General features: G+C 69.1%; 15 protein-coding genes. 8 read left to right on the plus strand and 7 right to left on the minus strand.

Features of this window, described 5'->3' with window-relative positions; all coding sequences use genetic code 11:
* The first annotated feature begins 134 nt into the window (after positions 1 to 134).
* Positions 135 to 980 (plus strand): class I SAM-dependent methyltransferase, encoded by an 846-nt coding sequence (locus MRAB57_RS24435; RefSeq protein ID WP_077089637.1) that lies wholly within the window; start codon positions 135 to 137, stop codon positions 978 to 980.
* A gap of 29 nt (positions 981 to 1,009) precedes the next feature.
* Here the strand turns inward: MRAB57_RS24435 and dnaE are convergent, their stop codons facing one another.
* The 4 genes from dnaE to MRAB57_RS24455 form a co-directional block, all read right to left on the minus strand.
* The gene (gene dnaE, locus MRAB57_RS24440) at positions 1,010 to 4,543 is read right to left on the minus strand and encodes a DNA polymerase III subunit alpha (RefSeq protein WP_077089638.1); all 3,534 of its coding nucleotides are present in this window, start codon (positions 4,541 to 4,543) and stop codon (positions 1,010 to 1,012) included.
* Positions 4,544 to 4,608: 65 nt separating this feature from the next.
* Positions 4,609 to 5,040, minus strand: coding sequence for a type II toxin-antitoxin system Rv0910 family toxin (locus MRAB57_RS24445; protein ID WP_077089639.1), 432 nt, complete (start codon positions 5,038 to 5,040; stop codon positions 4,609 to 4,611).
* 154 nt (positions 5,041 to 5,194) lie between these two features.
* The gene (locus tag MRAB57_RS24450) at positions 5,195 to 5,998 is read right to left on the minus strand and encodes an SDR family NAD(P)-dependent oxidoreductase (protein ID WP_077089640.1); all 804 of its coding nucleotides are present in this window, start codon (positions 5,996 to 5,998) and stop codon (positions 5,195 to 5,197) included.
* Between the two features lie 4 nt (positions 5,999 to 6,002).
* Complete coding sequence (locus tag MRAB57_RS24455) at positions 6,003 to 7,019, minus strand: SDR family NAD(P)-dependent oxidoreductase (RefSeq protein ID WP_077089641.1); 1,017 nt, start codon at positions 7,017 to 7,019, stop codon at positions 6,003 to 6,005.
* A gap of 258 nt (positions 7,020 to 7,277) precedes the next feature.
* Between MRAB57_RS24455 and MRAB57_RS24460 the strand changes: the two genes are divergently transcribed.
* From MRAB57_RS24460 to MRAB57_RS24470, 3 genes are read left to right on the plus strand one after another with little or no spacing between them, the layout of a single operon-like run.
* On the plus strand, positions 7,278 to 7,685 hold the full coding sequence (locus MRAB57_RS24460) for a group I truncated hemoglobin (RefSeq protein ID WP_077089642.1): 408 nt from the start codon (positions 7,278 to 7,280) through the stop codon (positions 7,683 to 7,685).
* A 54-nt stretch (positions 7,686 to 7,739) separates the two neighbouring features.
* On the plus strand, positions 7,740 to 8,393 hold the full coding sequence (locus MRAB57_RS24465) for an MliC family protein (protein WP_077089643.1): 654 nt from the start codon (positions 7,740 to 7,742) through the stop codon (positions 8,391 to 8,393).
* A gap of 3 nt (positions 8,394 to 8,396) precedes the next feature.
* Entirely contained in the window at positions 8,397 to 9,155 is a 759-nt protein-coding gene (locus MRAB57_RS24470) for a class I SAM-dependent methyltransferase (protein WP_077089644.1), read from the plus strand.
* On the opposite strand, the gene MRAB57_RS24475 is transcribed toward MRAB57_RS24470, so the two are convergent.
* On the minus strand, positions 9,156 to 10,082 hold the full coding sequence (locus MRAB57_RS24475; protein WP_077089645.1) for an RluA family pseudouridine synthase: 927 nt from the start codon (positions 10,080 to 10,082) through the stop codon (positions 9,156 to 9,158).
* Positions 10,082 to 10,669, minus strand: a complete 588-nt coding sequence (gene lspA, locus MRAB57_RS24480) for a signal peptidase II (RefSeq protein WP_077089646.1) — start codon at positions 10,667 to 10,669, stop codon at positions 10,082 to 10,084. Before lspA ends, MRAB57_RS24475 begins: the two co-directional genes overlap by 1 nt.
* 71 nt (positions 10,670 to 10,740) lie before the next feature.
* On the opposite strand from lspA, the gene MRAB57_RS24485 reads away from it, so the two are divergent.
* Complete coding sequence (locus MRAB57_RS24485) at positions 10,741 to 11,667, plus strand: asparaginase (protein ID WP_077089647.1); 927 nt, start codon at positions 10,741 to 10,743, stop codon at positions 11,665 to 11,667.
* Here the strand turns inward: MRAB57_RS24485 and MRAB57_RS24490 are convergent.
* A complete protein-coding gene (locus MRAB57_RS24490) occupies positions 11,632 to 13,041 on the minus strand; it encodes a DNA polymerase IV (RefSeq protein WP_077089648.1) in 1,410 nt (469 codons plus the stop codon). The genes MRAB57_RS24485 and MRAB57_RS24490 overlap by 36 nt on opposite strands.
* 39 nt (positions 13,042 to 13,080) lie before the next feature.
* Here MRAB57_RS24490 and MRAB57_RS24495 point away from each other — a divergent pair, with 39 nt between their 5' ends.
* From MRAB57_RS24495 to MRAB57_RS24505, 3 genes are read left to right on the plus strand one after another with little or no spacing between them, the layout of a single operon-like run.
* On the plus strand, positions 13,081 to 13,647 hold the full coding sequence (locus MRAB57_RS24495; protein ID WP_077089649.1) for a class I SAM-dependent methyltransferase: 567 nt from the start codon (positions 13,081 to 13,083) through the stop codon (positions 13,645 to 13,647).
* Between the two features lie 12 nt (positions 13,648 to 13,659).
* Positions 13,660 to 14,442: a class I SAM-dependent methyltransferase gene (locus MRAB57_RS24500; protein WP_245836000.1), complete on the plus strand. Its 783-nt coding sequence runs from the start codon at positions 13,660 to 13,662 to the stop codon at positions 14,440 to 14,442.
* A gap of 28 nt (positions 14,443 to 14,470) precedes the next feature.
* Positions 14,471 to 14,956 carry a hypothetical protein gene (locus tag MRAB57_RS24505; RefSeq protein WP_077089651.1) on the plus strand — a complete coding sequence of 162 codons (486 nt, stop codon included), beginning with the start codon at positions 14,471 to 14,473 and terminating at the stop codon, positions 14,954 to 14,956.
* Positions 14,957 to 14,971 lie beyond the last annotated feature (15 nt).

A 14,971-nucleotide genomic window follows, 5' to 3' on the forward strand; every position in this document is an offset into this window, starting at 1 on the left:
GGCTGCGGCGTCGTATTGATTTGCCCACGTCACATCGGTGAGCGTACGTCCGGCGCGGGCGGCGGGGAATACAATGCGCGATTTCTATTTCGGACAACCGTCCGCGGACAGCGGGCAGCTAGTACGTTCGGATTATGCGGTCCGGTCGCGGTATTGACGTCAGCGAGCTGTCACCGCTGGAGCAGACTGCGTTGCTGTCGCAATACGCACGAACGCTGGACAGCCGGTGGCCGCAGCCGATTCTCGGCGACCCGCTTGCCGCCGAGATCGTCGGCCAGATCGACTTCGACTTCGACGGGCTCGGCGTCCCCAAGAGCGTGGTGTGCCAGTCGGCCCTGCGCACCAAGATGCTCGACGAAAGGGTGCGCGCGTTCACGTCCGACAATCCGGACGCCGTCGTCGTCGAACTCGGCGCCGGACTGGACTCCGGCCCGTTCCGGGTCGATGTGCCGCCGACGGTCGACTGGTACAGCATCGACTTGCCGGGCGTCATCGCCCTGCGCCGGCGGCTGCTTCCGATCAGCAGGCGGGCCCATTCGGTGATCGCCTCGGTGGCCGATCACAGCTGGGCCGACGGCATTCCCTCGCAGCGGCCCGCCATGGTGATCGCCAACGGGCTGTTCGCGTTCCTGTCCGAGCCGGTGATCGTCGCCGTCTTCTGCCGTCTCACCGAACATTTCAGGTCCGGGGAGTTGGCGTTCAACGACTACGGGCGCATCGGCTGGTTCAGCCGGGCCGCCGTCAAGCTCGCCCCGCAGCGGATGTTCGCCACCGTCGGTGCGCAGTGGGGGTATCCGGGATTTCAGGACGCCCGCGTGCCCGAGCAGTGGAACCCGAAGCTCAAGCTGGTCGAGGAGGCCAGCCTGACGCACGCGCCCGAGATCGAGCTGTTTCCGGAGTGGATCCGGTTGGCCACCAAGGTATCCGGCATGTTCGAGACGTCCGCGCGCAAGGCGCGGATTTTGCGCTACCGGTTCTGAGCCGGACGACGTCAGGTGTGCGCTTGCGGCTAGGCGCCCAGGCACCCCGGGCCGAGCAGCGCCTTGAGGTCACCCATCAACGCCGGCGAGGGTGTCACGCGCAGCGACTGATCCAGCTCCAGCGTGGTGATCCGGTCGCCGCTGATCAGGCGCAGGTGGACCTGCGCGGTTCCCGGATGGCGCGCCAGCACCTGCTTGAGCGCGCTGACCTTGTCGATCGTGCACTGGCGGGTCGGCAGGCTGACGGCCAACGGCCGGTTCGGCTGGGCGTGGGAGAAGTCGGGCACCACCAGCTCGTTGGCGATCAGCGAGATCCGGTCGTCGCGGATGGCCACCTTGGCGTTGATCAGCACCACCACGTCGTCCGCGATGTCCGCGCCGTAGGCCGAGTAGGCGTGCGGGAAGAACATCACCTCGATGCCGCCGGTGAGGTCCTCCAATTGGGCTGACGCCCAAGGCATTCCGTTCTTGTTGACGCGCCGGTTCACCGAGGCCAGGATGCCGCCCACGCGGACGTTGGTCTCGTTGGCGACATCGCCGTCGAGGATGGCAGGGATCTGGGTGTCCACCTGGCTGGCCAGCAGGTGCGCCACACCGTTGAGCGGATGGCCGGACACGTAGAGCCCCAACATCTCTCGCTCCAGCGCGAGCTTGTGCTTGTCCTCCCACTCGTCCTCGGGCACCTTGATGGTGAACACCGTGTCGGCCCCGTCGTCGCCGCCGCCGAACAGGTCGAACTGTCCGATCGCCTCGGCCTTCTTGGTGCCGAGCACCGAATCGACCGCGTCGGTGTGCACCAGGAACAGGCCCTTGCGCGGGTGGCTGAGCGAATCGAAGGCACCGGCTTTGATCAACGACTCGGTGACCTTCTTGTTGCACGCCGAGATGTCGATCTTGTTCAGGTAATCGGAGAAGTCGGTGTACTTGCCCTTGTCGTTGCGGGTCGCGATCAGGGAGCCGACGACGTTGGCGCCGACGTTGCGCACCGCGGCCAGGCCGAAGCGGATGTCCTGGCCGACCGACGCGAAGTTCACCAGCGACTCGTTGACGTCCGGCGGCAACACCGTGATGCCCAGCTTGCGGCAGTCGGCCAGGTAGACCGCGGCCTTGTCCTTGTCGTCGCCCACCGACGTCAGCAGCCCGGCCATGTACTCGGCCGGGTAATTGGCCTTCAGGTAGGCGGTCCAGTACGAGACCAGGCCGTAGCCGGCGGCGTGCGACTTGTTGAACGCGTACCCGGCGAACGGAAGGATGGTGTCCCACAACGCTTTCACCGCCTTTTCGGAGAAGCCGTTGGCGGTCATGCCTTCCTTGAAGCCCTGGTACTCGGCCTCGAGCACCTCGAGCTTCTTCTTACCCATCGCCTTGCGTAGCGCGTCGGCCTTACCCATCGAGTACGAGGCGACCTTCTGGGCGATGAACATGATCTGCTCTTGGTAGACGATCAAGCCGTGCGTCTCGGCGAGGATCTCGCGCAGCGGCTCCTCGAGCTCCGGGTGGATCGGCTTGACCGCCTGGCGGGCGTTCTTGCGGTCGGCGTAGTCGTTGTGGGCGTTCATGCCCATCGGTCCGGGCCGGTACAGCGCCAGCACCGCGACGATGTCGTTGAACTCGGTGGGCTGCATCCGGCGCAGCAGATCGCGCATCGGCCCGCCGTCGAGCTGGAACACACCCAGGGTGTCGCCGCGGCCCAGCAGCTCGTAGGTGGCCTTGTCGTCGAGCGGCACCGCTTCCAGGTCGAGGTCAATTCCCCTGTTGGCCTTGATGTTCTCCAGGGCATCGCCGATGATCGTCAGGTTGCGCAGGCCCAGGAAGTCCATCTTCAACAGGCCGATGGCCTCACACGACGGGTAGTCCCAGCCGGTGATGATAGCGCCGTCCTGCGGCCGCTTCCACAGCGGAATCGCCTCGGTCAGCGGCTCGCTGCTCATGATCACCGCGCACGCGTGCACACCCGCGTTGCGGATCAGGCCTTCCAGGCCGCGCGCGGTCTGGTAGATGGTGCGCACGTCGGGGTCGGTTTCGATCAGCCCCCGGACCTCGGACGCTTCCTTGTACCGCTCGTGGGCCGGGTCAGTGATGCCGGACAGCGGGATGTCCTTGGCCATGATCGGCGGCGGCAACGCCTTGGTGATCCGGTCGGCGATCGCAAAGCCGGGCTGACCGTAGTGGATCCGCGCCGAATCCTTGAGTGCCGCTTTGGTTTTAATCGTGCCGAAGGTGATGACCTGGGCGACGCGGTCGGAGCCCCACTTGTCGGCGGCGTAGCGCACCATCTCGCCGCGCCGGCGGTCGTCGAAGTCGATATCGATATCGGGCGCCGACGGGCGTTCCGGGTTGAGGAACCGCTCGAACAGCAGACCGTGTGGGATCGGGTCGATGTTGGTGATGCCCATCGCGTAGGCCACCAGCGAGCCGGCCGCCGAACCGCGCCCCGGCCCGACCCGGATGTCGATGGACTTCGCGTGGTTGATCAGGTCGGCCACGATCAGGAAGTACGCCGGAAATCCCTTGTCGCAGATGACCTTGATCTCGTACTCGGCCCGGTCGATGTAGTCCTGGCCTACGCCGGATCCGAACCGCCGCTGCAGGCCCGCCATCACCTCGTGATGCAGCCAGGTCGCCTGGTCGTGTCCCTCGGGCACCGGGAAGACCGGCATCCGGTCGCGCGGCGCCCACACCTCGTCGTAGGGCTGGACCCGCTCGGCGATCAGCAGCGTCGAGTCGCAGGCGCCGGGCACCTCGTCGTCCCAGATCTGCCGCATGTCGGCGGCCGACTTCAGGTAGTAGCCGTCGCCGTCGAACTTGAACCGGTTCGGGTCCGACAGGGTCTTGCCGGTCTGCACGCACAGCAGCGCCTCGTGGTTGTGGGAGGCGTCGCGGGTGACGTAGTGGCAGTCGTTGGTGGCCAGCGGAGGGATGCCTAGGTTGCGGCCGATCTCCAGCAGGCCCTCGCGGACCCGCGTCTCGATGGACAGCCCGTGGTCCATCAGCTCCAGGAAGAAGTTGTCGGCGCCGAAGATCTCGCGCCACTTGGCGGCCGCTTCCAGCGCCTCGCGCTGATGCCCGAGCCGCAGCCGGGTCTGCACCTCACCGGACGGGCAGCCGGTGGTGGCGATGATGCCCTCGGCGTGTTCGGCGATCAGTTCGGCGTCCATGCGCGACCACTTGCCGAGCTGGCCCTCGAAGGACGCCAGCGACGACAGCTTGAACAGGTTGCGCAGCCCGGTGGCGTTTTCGGCCATCATCGTCATGTGCGTGTAGGAGCCGCTGCCCGAGACGTCGTCGGACTTCTGGCCCGGGTCGCCCCACAGGATCCGCTTGGTGTCGAAGCGCGAGCCCGGCGCGATGTAGGCCTCGACGCCGATGATGGGCTTGATCCCGGCCTTGGTCGCGACGTTGTAGAACTCGCTGGCGCCGAACATGTTTCCGTGGTCGGTCATCCCGACCGCGGGCATCCCCAGCCGCTCCACCTCGGTGAGCATCGGCGTGATCTTCGCGGCACCATCCAGCATCGAATATTCGGTGTGGTTATGCAGGTGCACGAAGGACGACTGGTTCATAGGCACGCCAGTCTATGACCGCAGACCGACACTTCATGGGCGTGTCGCGAAGTGTGTCGAGGCAATTATCCGTACAACTCGACGAAGTTCTTCAGCGACTTCTGCACGTCGCCCTTGACGACCCGCGCCGCCGCCGATCCGACCGGCCCGAACAGCGCCCGCCCGCCCAGCTCAAGGCGCAAACCGATGGTGGATCCGTCCTCGCTGGGCCGCACCGTGAGGGTGACGGCGTACTTCGCGCCGCCCTTCCCGTCTCCCGACATCGCGATCTTTAGGGGCGGATCCCAGGTGGTCACGGTCCACGTCACCCGGTTGCGCATGCCCTTGGCCCGCGCCACCCCGATGACCTGGGTGCCCTCGGCGATCTCGTCGGGCAGCTCGCTGCGCCACCCCTCGTGCATGACCAGCCAGTCCCCCAGCTGCGACAGGTCGGCGACGTGACCCCACGCGTCCTGGGGGCTCATCGGGACGGCGAGATCCATCTCCACTGCGGCCATGAAGGAAACCTAGCGGTGCAACGGTGTGCGTTGAGGGCTTTGGGGGTGCGCTCACGGCTTTTACGGGTGCCTCACGGCGTTGCGAGTGTGCTGAGGGCGCCGCCGCTCGGCGTGTCGCCGCCCAGGACGCACACTGGACGCCGCGGCCGAACGCCTAGCGGCCGGGTCTGCCGCGCAACTTGTTGCCGATCCGGATCGCGGGCAGCAGCACGCTGCGCGGCACGAATCGCCCGCCGGTGCTGACCACCTTGGGCACCACGCCGGGCACGACGCTGCGCCGTCCGGCGAGCATCCCGCCGATCGCGGCCTCGGCCACCTCGTGCGGCGAGACCTGGGCGACCGGGATGCTGAACCGCTCGGCGTTGGCGATCTCGGCCCACTCGGTCGGCACCGGGCCCGGGCACAGGGCCGTCACCGATACACCGGTGCCATGCAGCTCCTCGTGGACGGCCTCGGAAAACGTCTGTACGAAGGCCTTGGACGCCGAATACACCGCCATGTAGGGAAGCGGCTGGAAGCCGGCGATCGAGGCGATGTTCATGACCGCCCCCGCGCCGCGCTCGACCATGCCCGGCAGCGCCGCGTGGGTGAGCTCCATCAGCACCAGCGCGTTGAGCGTCACCTCTTCGCTCTCGCGGTCGACCGGCAGCTCGTGGAACACCCCGCTGGTGCCAAATCCGGCGCTGTTGCACAGCCCGGCGATCGGTTCGGCACGCAGCCGGTCGCCCAACTTGCCGCGGGCCCGCGGGTCGCTGAGGTCCAGCGGCAGCACCTCGACGGCGACGCCGTATTCCGTGCGTACCTCGTCGGCCAGTTCGTCGAGGCGCTCGCGCCGCCGCGCCACCAGCAGCAGCGGGAAGCCGCGCCGGGCCAGGCCGCGCGCCAGCTCGGCACCGATGCCGGACGAGGCGCCGGTGATGACGACGGTTGCCTGCTGATCGGGTTTCGGAAGGCTCATAGCATCACCAGTGGATTCCTCGGGTAGCTTGCAAGAACGTCTGACTTCGTCGATCGAATTTGTCTGTGTCACTGGGTGATTCGCCGCCCTTGGCCGCGTCCGAGTCCCGGAACATCGCGAAGGCGCGGTTGCGAACCAGGTCCATCACCGCCGGGTTGACGGCGTCGGCGACCGCGGCGAATTGGCCGAACGGCGAGCTCGCGCGCCGGGGCCGATGCACGATCGCGTCGGTGATCACCCCGGCGGCCTGGTCCGGCGTCAGCGCCGGGAACTTGTCGTACATCGTCGTCGGGCTGATCATCGGGGTGCGCACCAGCGCCATGTGGACGGTGGTGAACTTGACGTCGTCGTTCACGGTCTCGGCCTGCAGCGCGTCGCACAGGCTGTCCAGCGCCGACTTGCTGGCGATGTAGGCGCCGAAGCGCGGGGCGCGGGTCTGCACGCCGACCGAAGACACGTTGATGATCTGCCCGTAGCCCCGCTCCCGCATGCCCGGAATGAACTTCAGGATGAGCTGGACCGCGCCCAGGTAGTTCAGCTGCATGGTCCGCTGGTAGTCGTGAATCCGGTCGTAGGACAGCTCCAATGAGCGGCGAATCGACCGGCCCGCGTTGTTGATCAGGATGTCGACTCCGCCCAGGTCCTCCAGCACCCGGTCGGCCATCTCGGCAATGGCATCCATGTCGGCCAGATCGCACGGGTACACGTGGGCGATGCCGCCGTTGCCGCGGATCTCGTCGGCGACCTTCTCGAGGTTCTCCAGCGTGCGGGCGACCAGCACGACCACCCCGCCCGCCGCCGCGATATTCTTCGCGGCCGCCTCGCCGATGCCCGAGGATCCCCCGGTGATCAGGGCGATCCTGCCCTCGACGGCATCTTCGAGCGTGCGGCCCTGCACCGCGTCGAGCAGGTTGCGCAGATAGAAGGGCCGGTATCGCCCGGCGGAGTTGGGCGTGTTGAGGATGTTCGACACGGCCGCGAACGGCTTTTCCACCAAGTGCGTCAAGTCACCGATATTCATCGGTCTCCTTTCCGACTTCTCGACTTCTCGACAAGTGTCCCCCGGCCCGACGGAGCCCCCGCTGTGACGTGGGTCATACGCCAACCTAGGACATCGGGCGGCGATTCGGGGCAGCCGGCCCGCGGACGGGCCGGCGAATGCACCTCACAATTAGGGAACGCCGACGGCTATACGCGAGCAATCCTCTTGTTACCTAACGTAATCCGGGCGTGATCGCCGACTAACTGGCGGGCAACGCCGCGGTGTTCGGATGGTCGCATGAAATTACTGGCAAGCTTCCGCAAGCCGGAGCCGAGCATTTACGACCGGATCGGCGGACACGAGGCGATCGAAGTTGTGGTCGAGGACTTCTACGTTCGAGTACTTGCTGACGACCAGCTGTCGGGCTTTTTCAACGGGACGAACATGAACCGCCTCAAGGGCAAACAGGCCGAGTTCTTTGCGGCCGCCCTCGGGGGACCCGAGCCCTACACCGGCGCGCCGATGAAGCAGGTGCACCAGGGCCGCGGCATCACGATGTACCACTTCAACCTGGTGGCCGGGCATTTGTCCGATGCGCTCGCGGCGGCGGGCGTGCCGCCGGCGACGGTGACCGAGATCATCGGCGCCATCGCACCGCTGGCTCCCGAGATCGCCTCGGGCGAGCCGCGCGCCGCGAAAGTCTGACAGTTACGGGCGTGTCGCGCGCGGCGGCCGCGGTTCAGCCGGTAGTCAGCACGTATGAGGCTGATCGCGGTCGTCGTCGCGGCGCTGTTGTTGAGCGCCTGCGGCTCCCCCGACAAGCAACCGGCGCCCAGTTCGTCGGCCACCGCGTCGCCCGGTTCGGCCGGTTCGTCGGTGAGCCCGAGCGCGGTCCCCGTGCCCGCCGCGGTCGACTGCACCAAACCGGCGAACCCGGCGCAGCAGCTGATCTGCACCGACTCGCACCTCCTCGACCTGGAACGCCAGCTGCAGCTCGCGTTCAAGCAGGCGCTGGGCCGCCCGGGCGCGGATCAGTCGGCGGTGATGGCCGCGCAGACCAGCTGGGCGGCGGTCCGCGACGGCTGCGCCCAGAACCCCGACGTGCACACCTGCGTGCTTCAGGCCTACCAGACCAGGCTCGTGCAGCTCGCCATCGCCGACCCGGCGACCGTGGCCCCGCCGGTCATCACCTATCACTGCCCCGCCGACTCCGGCCCGCTGACCGCGCAGTTCTACAACCAGTTCGCCCCGCCGACGGCGGTGCTGAATTGGAAAGGCAGCCAACAGATCCTGTTCCAATTGCCGTCCGGCAGCGGCGCGAGATATGGCCGACAGGGGTCCGAATACTGGGAGCATCAGGGCGAGGTCACGCTCGATTTCAACGGCACCAAGTTCGTCTGCTCGACTTCCTGAGCTATGAGCCGGACATTCGAAGCCCTTGTCGCAGAGGCTGATTCGGTGTCCGTCGACGGCTGGGATTTCTCGTGGCTGGACGGCCGGGCGACCGAGCAGCGGCCGTCGTGGGGGTATCAGCGGCTGACGAGCCAGCGGTATGCGGCGGTGTCGGCCGCGCTGGATCTGCACACCGGCGGCGGCGAGGTGCTGGCCGGCGCGGCGCCCTTCCCGCCGACGATGGCCGCCCTCGAAACCTGGCCCCCGAACGCGGCATTGGCGACCCAACGGCTGCATCCGCTGGGCGTGGTGGTGGTGACCGGGGCCCCCGAGGGGCAGCTGCCGTTCGCCGCCGCGGCGTTCGACCTGGTGACCAGTCGCCATCCCAACACCGTGGATTGGGCCGAGGTCGCCCGCGTGCTGCGTCCCGGCGGCACCTATCTGGCCCAGCACGTCGGGCCCGCGACGGTAGCCGAATTGACCGAGTACTTCATCGGGCCGCAGCCCGAAGCGTGGGCCCGGCGCGACTCAGAGGTCGAACGCGCGGCCGCACACGCGGCCGGGCTGCGGATCGTCGACATGCGCCTGCAGCGGCTGCGGCAGGAGTACTTCGACATCGGCGCGGTGGTGTACTTCCTGCGCAAGGTGATCTGGACGGTGCCCGACTTCACGGTCGCGCGGTTCGGCGACCGGCTACGCGAACTCCACGAACGCATCGAGGCCGACGGGCCCTTCGTCGCGCACTCCACGCGGGTCCTGGTCGAGGCCCGCAAGCCGGGCTGATCAGCCGTCGTCGCGCAGCACGTCCAACGCGTGCCGCAGGTCGGCCGGATACGGGCTGACGAACTCGACCCAGCGACCGTCGGCCGGATGGGCGAACCCCAGCGACCGCGCGTGCAGCCATTGACGTTCCAGCCCAAGCGATTTCGCGAGTTTCGGGTCGGCCCCGTAGACGAGGTCCCCGCAGCAGGGATGGTGCAGCGCGGCGAAATGCACCCGAATCTGGTGCGTACGACCGGTTTCCAGATTGACGTCGAGCAGGCTGGCCGCGACGAACGCCTCGACGGTGTCGTAGTGGGTCACGCTGTGCCGGCCGCTCTGGGTGACAGCGAACTTCCACTCCCCCCCGCGGTGCCGCCCGATCGGGGCGTCGATCGTCCCGCTCGACGGGTCCGGATGTCCTTGCACCAGGGCGTGATAGCGCTTGTCGACCGTGCGCTGCTTGAACGCCCGCTTCAGCAGGGTGTAGGCGCGCTCGGAGAGGGCGACGACCATCACCCCGGAGGTGCCGACGTCGAGGCGATGCACGATGCCCTGGCGTTCGTGCACGCCCGAGGTGGTGATCCGGTAGCCCGCGGCGGCCAGGCCGCCGAGCACCGTGGGCCCGGACCAGCCCACCGAGGCGTGGGCGGCCACCGCGGCCGGCTTGTCGACCACGACGATGTCGTCGTCGGAGTACAGGATCGCCATGCCTTCGATGTCGACGGGGGTGTTCTCCAGCGGCGCGGGCGCCTCGGGCAGGCGCACCTCCAGCCACGCGCCCGCGATCAGGCGGTCCGACTTCCCGACCGCCACGCCGTCGAGCTCGACGCCGCCGTCTTCGGCGATGGCGGCCACGGCGCTGCGCGACAGGCCCAGCAGGCGGGCCAGCCCGGCGTCAATACGCATGCCCGCCAATCCCTCCGGGACGGGCATCGAGCGATTGCTCATTAGCGCCGATCGGCGGTTCGCCGGCCCACGGTGTCGAAGTCGAAGCCGAAGATCGACAGCACCACGAGCAGGATGGCCCCGCCCACCACCGACGGGTCGGCGACGTTGAACACCGGCCACCAGCCGACCGACAAGAAGTCCACGACGTGCCCGCGCAGCGGCCCGGGCGCCCGGAAGAAGCGATCGACCAGGTTGCCCATCGCGCCGCCGAGGATCATGCCCAGGCCGACCGCCCACCACGGCGACACCAGCCGCCGCCCCATCCAGAAGATGCCGACCACCACCACCGTCGCGATCAGCGTCAGCACCCAGGTGTAGCCGGTCGCCATCGAGAACGCGGCGCCCGAATTGCGCACCAGCGTCCACGTCACCGTGTCGCCGATGATCGATACCGGCTGGCCGGGCGGCAGCAGCTTGACGGCAAGCACCTTGGTGACGACGTCGAGCGCCAGCACGACCGCGGCGACCGCCAACAGCAGCCGCAGCCGCAGGCGGGGTCGCGGCGTGGGGGCTTCGGTGTCGTCGGACGCTTGCGCCTCCCCCGCTGACGTCACCGGCTCGGCCGATCCTGTTGGTTCTTCAGGCACCCCCCCATCATTCCCTAGCGGCCGCCTTGGTTGGGTGCGGCCTCGCCGCGCCGGTTTGGAATGATTCGGCCATGGGTCGCCTCACCGTCATCGCCACCGGCGGCACGATATCGACCAGCACCGGCCCCGACGGCGTGCGCCGTCCCGCCCGCAGCGGATCCGACCTCACCTCCGGCCTCGACGTCGACGTCGTCGACCTGATGGCCAAGGACAGCTCGGAGCTGACGACGGCCGATTGGGATCGGATCAGCGGCGCCGTGCGCGCGGCGACCGATGGCGGGGCCGAGGGCGTGGTCGTCGCCCACGGCACGGACACCATGGAGGAGAGCGCACTCTGGCTCGACCTGACCTACGCGGGCGGCGCCCCGGTGGTGCTGACCGGCGCCATGCGCAGCGCCGACGCGCCCGACGCGGACGGTCCCGCCAACCTGCGCGACGCGCTGGCCGTGGCGGCCAGCCCGGCCGCCCGCGGCCTCGGCGTGCTGGTGTCGTTCGCCGGCCGGGTGCTGCAGCCGCTGGGCATGCACAAGGTCGCCACCCAGGACCTGAGCGGCTTCGACGGCGAGCTGATCGGCACCACGCTCGGCGGTGTGGCACTGACCGGCGCCAAGACGCGGCCGTCCGTCGGCGAGGTGCGGGCCGCCGACGCGCCACGGGTCGACATCGTCGCGGCCTACCTGGGCAGTGACGCGGTGGCGCTGGACGCCTGCGTGGCCGCCGGGGCGCGCGCCGTCGTCCTCGAGGCGTTGGGCTCGGGAAACGCCGGGGCCGCGGTCATCGACGGCGTCCGGCGGCACTGCGCCAACGGGATCGCCGTCGCGGTGTCCACCCGGGTGCCCGGCGGCGGGGTCAGCGCGGGCTACGGCCCGGGCCACGACCTGGTTCAGGCCGGTGCCGTGATGGTGCCGCGGCTGCGCCCGCCGCAGGCCCGGGTGCTGCTGATGGCCGCGCTGGCCGCGCGGTTACCGGTCGGCGACGTCGTCGCCCGCTGGGGCTGACGTGTCGTCGGCGCGCAGCGCGCCCAGGTAATCCGCCCAGTCCAGGGAGTCGATCGGGTTGGCGCGGGACAGGTCTTCGGTGCCGGCGGGAAACGTCCGGGCCTGGCCCGGTCCGCTGCTTCGGGTTTCGAACCGGACGGTCGCCACGCCGTGGCCCGCGCCCTGGACCCAACCGTGGCCGAGCTCGCGGTGCACGACGTCGTCGCCGACCCGCCACGGCGCGGCTTCCGGTTCTGACACCGGCGCGAACATGGCCTCGGCCGCGGTCTCGACGGAATGGTGTGCCTCCGACTCCGGTGCCGCCAGGTCCAGGTCGGGAAACAGCGACTCCTGGCGCACGTCACTCAACCCCGAAAACCCAACGCCGAGAAGGCGAATGGGGCCGATCTCGCGCGGGTCGAGCAGCAGCCGCCGCGCCAGCGCGACCAGCGCGCCGGCCTCGGCGGTCGCATAGGGCAACGTCGCCGAGCGGGTCAGCGTGCTCATGTCGGACTTCTTCAGCTTCACCGTGACCGTGCGCGCGCCCCGCCCGTCGCGAAGCAGGCGTTGATGCGCATGCTCGGCGATCGGATCGATCGCGTCGTGCAGCTGCTCGAGGCTGTTCAGGTCGACGGCGAAGGTGGATTCGGCGCTGATCTGCTTGGCCTCGGCGCGTTCGGCGACCGGGCGATCGTCGATGCCGCGGGCCAGCCGGTGCAGCGCCGGCCCGATCGTCGCGCCGAGGATGTTGGCCACCTCGGCGTCGGTCAGCGCGGCCAGCTGGCCGATCGTCTCGATGCCGAGCCGGTTCAGCTTCTCCTCGGCGACCGGGCCGATCCCCCACAGCCGCCGCACCGGCAACCCGTCGAGCAGCGACCGCTCCTCGGCGCGCCCGACCACCCGGATGCCGTCGGGCTTGGCCAGCCCGGAGGCGATCTTGGCGATCTGCTTGCCCGAGCCCGCGCCGACCGATGCGACCAGGCCCGTCACGTCGCGCACCCGCCGGCGCAGCTGCTCGCAGAACTCCTCGACCTCGCCCGACGAGGCCCCGGCGAGCTGCGGCGGTTCGCCGAACGCCTCGTCGAAGGACAACTGCTCGACGACGGGCACCACGCCGCGCACGACCTCGAACACGCGTCGGCTGGCGACGCCGTAGACCACGCCGCGCGGCGGCAACACCACCGCCGCAATGCCGACCATCCGACGGGCCTGATGCATCGGCATCGCCGACCGCGCCCCGAACACGCGGGACTCATAGCTCGCGCCGGCCACCACGCCGCGCCCACCCAGGCCGCCGACCAGCACCGGCCTGCCGCGCAGGGTCGGCCGGGTCAGCTGCTCGACGGAGGCGAAGAACGCGTCCATGTCCAGGTGCAGGACCCAGCGCGATTCCATCCGATAAATGTATTGCGCTACTGGGCTACCGTTTTCCACATGGCCATGAACCTCGCGCATCGCCGGATCTGCAGTTCGGACCGCTGGGCCAAGGCGGTCGAAGACGAGCTACTGCCGTGGGCGCTCGCCGACGTAGACCTGGGCGACAACACCCTGGAGATCGGGCCCGGCTACGGCGCGATCCTGCGGGTGCTGGTCGACAAGACGCCGAAGCTCACCTCGGTCGAGATCGACACCCCGATGGCGCAGCGGTTGCAGCGGCTGTACGGCGACCGGGCGCGGATCATCAACGGCGACGGCACCAACACCGGATTGCCCGACGACGAGTTCAGCTCGGTGGTGTCTTTCACGATGCTGCACCACGTGCCGACCGTCGAGCTGCAGGACAAGTTGTTCGCCGAGGCGTTCCGCGTGCTGCGGCCCGGCGGCGTCTTCGCCGGCAGCGACAGCACGACCTCGCTGCGATTCCGGATCCTGCACTTCCGGGACACCTGCAACACGGTCCCACCGGACACGCTGCCGGATCGCTTGCGCGCGGCCGGGTTTGGCGACGTGGAGGTCGAGGCTCGCGGCGGCAGGCTGCGCTGGCGCGCGGCCAAGGCGTAGGACGGGCGCCGCGTGGCCACTCCAGAACGCGAGCCGCACCGGATGCGGCAGGTGGCGGAGTCCTTTGGGACCGACGCCGCGCGGTACGACCGTGCCCGGCCCCGCTACCCCGACGCGCTGATACAACGCGTCGTCGCCGCCAGCCCCGGCGCCGAGTTCTTGGATGTCGGATGCGGCACCGGCATCGGGGCCCGGCAGTACCAGGCGGCCGGCATCACGGTGCTCGGCGTCGACCCCGACCCGCGCATGGCCGAATTCGCCAGGGCCACAGGGGTTGAGGTCGAGATCGGCGCGTTCGAAAACTGGGACGCGCGCGGGCGCCGTTTCGACGCGGTCGTCGCCGGGCAGGCCTGGCACTGGGTCGACCCGGTGCTCGGCGCCGAGAAGGCCGCAGGGGTTTTGCGGCCGAGCGGCCTGCTGGCGCTGTACTGGCATGTCTTCGATCCGCCACACGCCGTCGCCCACGCCTTCGACGAGGTGATGCGGCGGGTGGCGCCCGACGCGCCGCTGCAGAACCCCGGCCTCCAACTCCAACTGCAGAACGTCAAGAGGGCCGTCGACGGCGTCGGAACCGCCGGTGGCTTTGGCGAACCCGAGCAGTGGCGGTTCGAGTGGGAGCGTGACTACACGCGCCTCGAATGGCTGGACCACCTGCCCACCACCGGCGTGCTCACTCAACTGCCGCCCGACCAGCTCGACACCGCCCTGACGGCGGTCGGGTCCGCCATCGACGCGCTCGGTGGCGGATTCACCATGCAGTACGTCACCCTGGCCGTGGCCGCTCGCCGGCAATAGGCGTTCGCAACGTACTAACGTCGTCGCCATGGCAACGAAGCTGCACGAAGGCTGGTTAAGGCTGCGCCACGAGTGGAACGAGCGGCTCGAACCGGGTGAGCAAGCCACCGTCTTGGCCTGGACATCGTTCACCCTCACCTTCGCCGGGCTGCGAGCGCTCACCCACTGGATCCGTGCCGGCCATGGACCGTCGGGTGGAGGTATGTCGCTCAGCGGCAAGCACTTCCACCACTACAACATCGGCATCGGGATGCTCGCGACGGTGGCCGGCGTGGGGCTGCGCGGGAGCGAAAAGCAACGGCAGCACCCCGCGGCGGCCGTGGCTTACGGCGCCGCCAACGCGATGATCGTCGACGAGCTGGCGCTGCTGTTGGACCTCAAGGACGTCTACTGGGCAGCCGACGGCCGCGAGAGCGTCGACGTCGCGGTCGGCCTCATCGCCACGGGCGCGACCGTCGTCGCGGGCATGCCGTTCTGGCCCCATGCCCGCCGCGCGCTGCGATTGGGCGATTGAACCTCTCGCCCGCGC

Origin of the sequence: Mycobacterium rhizamassiliense (assembly GCF_900157375.1) — a bacterium.
In the GTDB taxonomy this organism is placed as follows: domain Bacteria; phylum Actinomycetota; class Actinomycetes; order Mycobacteriales; family Mycobacteriaceae; genus Mycobacterium; species Mycobacterium rhizamassiliense.

Coding starts and splice junctions, on each gene's coding strand:
- MRAB57_RS24435 (WP_077089637.1), top strand. CDS start 135: ATGCGGTCCGGTCGCGGTATTGACGTCAGCGAGCTGTCACCGCTGGAG.
- MRAB57_RS24505 (WP_077089651.1), top strand. CDS start 14,471: ATGGCAACGAAGCTGCACGAAGGCTGGTTAAGGCTGCGCCACGAGTGG.
- MRAB57_RS24475 (WP_077089645.1), bottom strand. CDS start 10,082: ATGAGCAATCGCTCGATGCCCGTCCCGGAGGGATTGGCGGGCATGCGT.
- MRAB57_RS24460 (WP_077089642.1), top strand. CDS start 7,278: ATGAAATTACTGGCAAGCTTCCGCAAGCCGGAGCCGAGCATTTACGAC.
- MRAB57_RS24450 (WP_077089640.1), bottom strand. CDS start 5,998: ATGAGCCTTCCGAAACCCGATCAGCAGGCAACCGTCGTCATCACCGGC.
- MRAB57_RS24465 (WP_077089643.1), top strand. CDS start 7,740: ATGAGGCTGATCGCGGTCGTCGTCGCGGCGCTGTTGTTGAGCGCCTGC.
- MRAB57_RS24495 (WP_077089649.1), top strand. CDS start 13,081: ATGGCCATGAACCTCGCGCATCGCCGGATCTGCAGTTCGGACCGCTGG.
- dnaE (WP_077089638.1), bottom strand. CDS start 4,543: ATGAACCAGTCGTCCTTCGTGCACCTGCATAACCACACCGAATATTCG.
- MRAB57_RS24455 (WP_077089641.1), bottom strand. CDS start 7,019: ATGAATATCGGTGACTTGACGCACTTGGTGGAAAAGCCGTTCGCGGCC.
- MRAB57_RS24470 (WP_077089644.1), top strand. CDS start 8,397: ATGAGCCGGACATTCGAAGCCCTTGTCGCAGAGGCTGATTCGGTGTCC.
- MRAB57_RS24485 (WP_077089647.1), top strand. CDS start 10,741: ATGGGTCGCCTCACCGTCATCGCCACCGGCGGCACGATATCGACCAGC.
- MRAB57_RS24445 (WP_077089639.1), bottom strand. CDS start 5,040: ATGGCCGCAGTGGAGATGGATCTCGCCGTCCCGATGAGCCCCCAGGAC.
- MRAB57_RS24490 (WP_077089648.1), bottom strand. CDS start 13,041: ATGGAATCGCGCTGGGTCCTGCACCTGGACATGGACGCGTTCTTCGCC.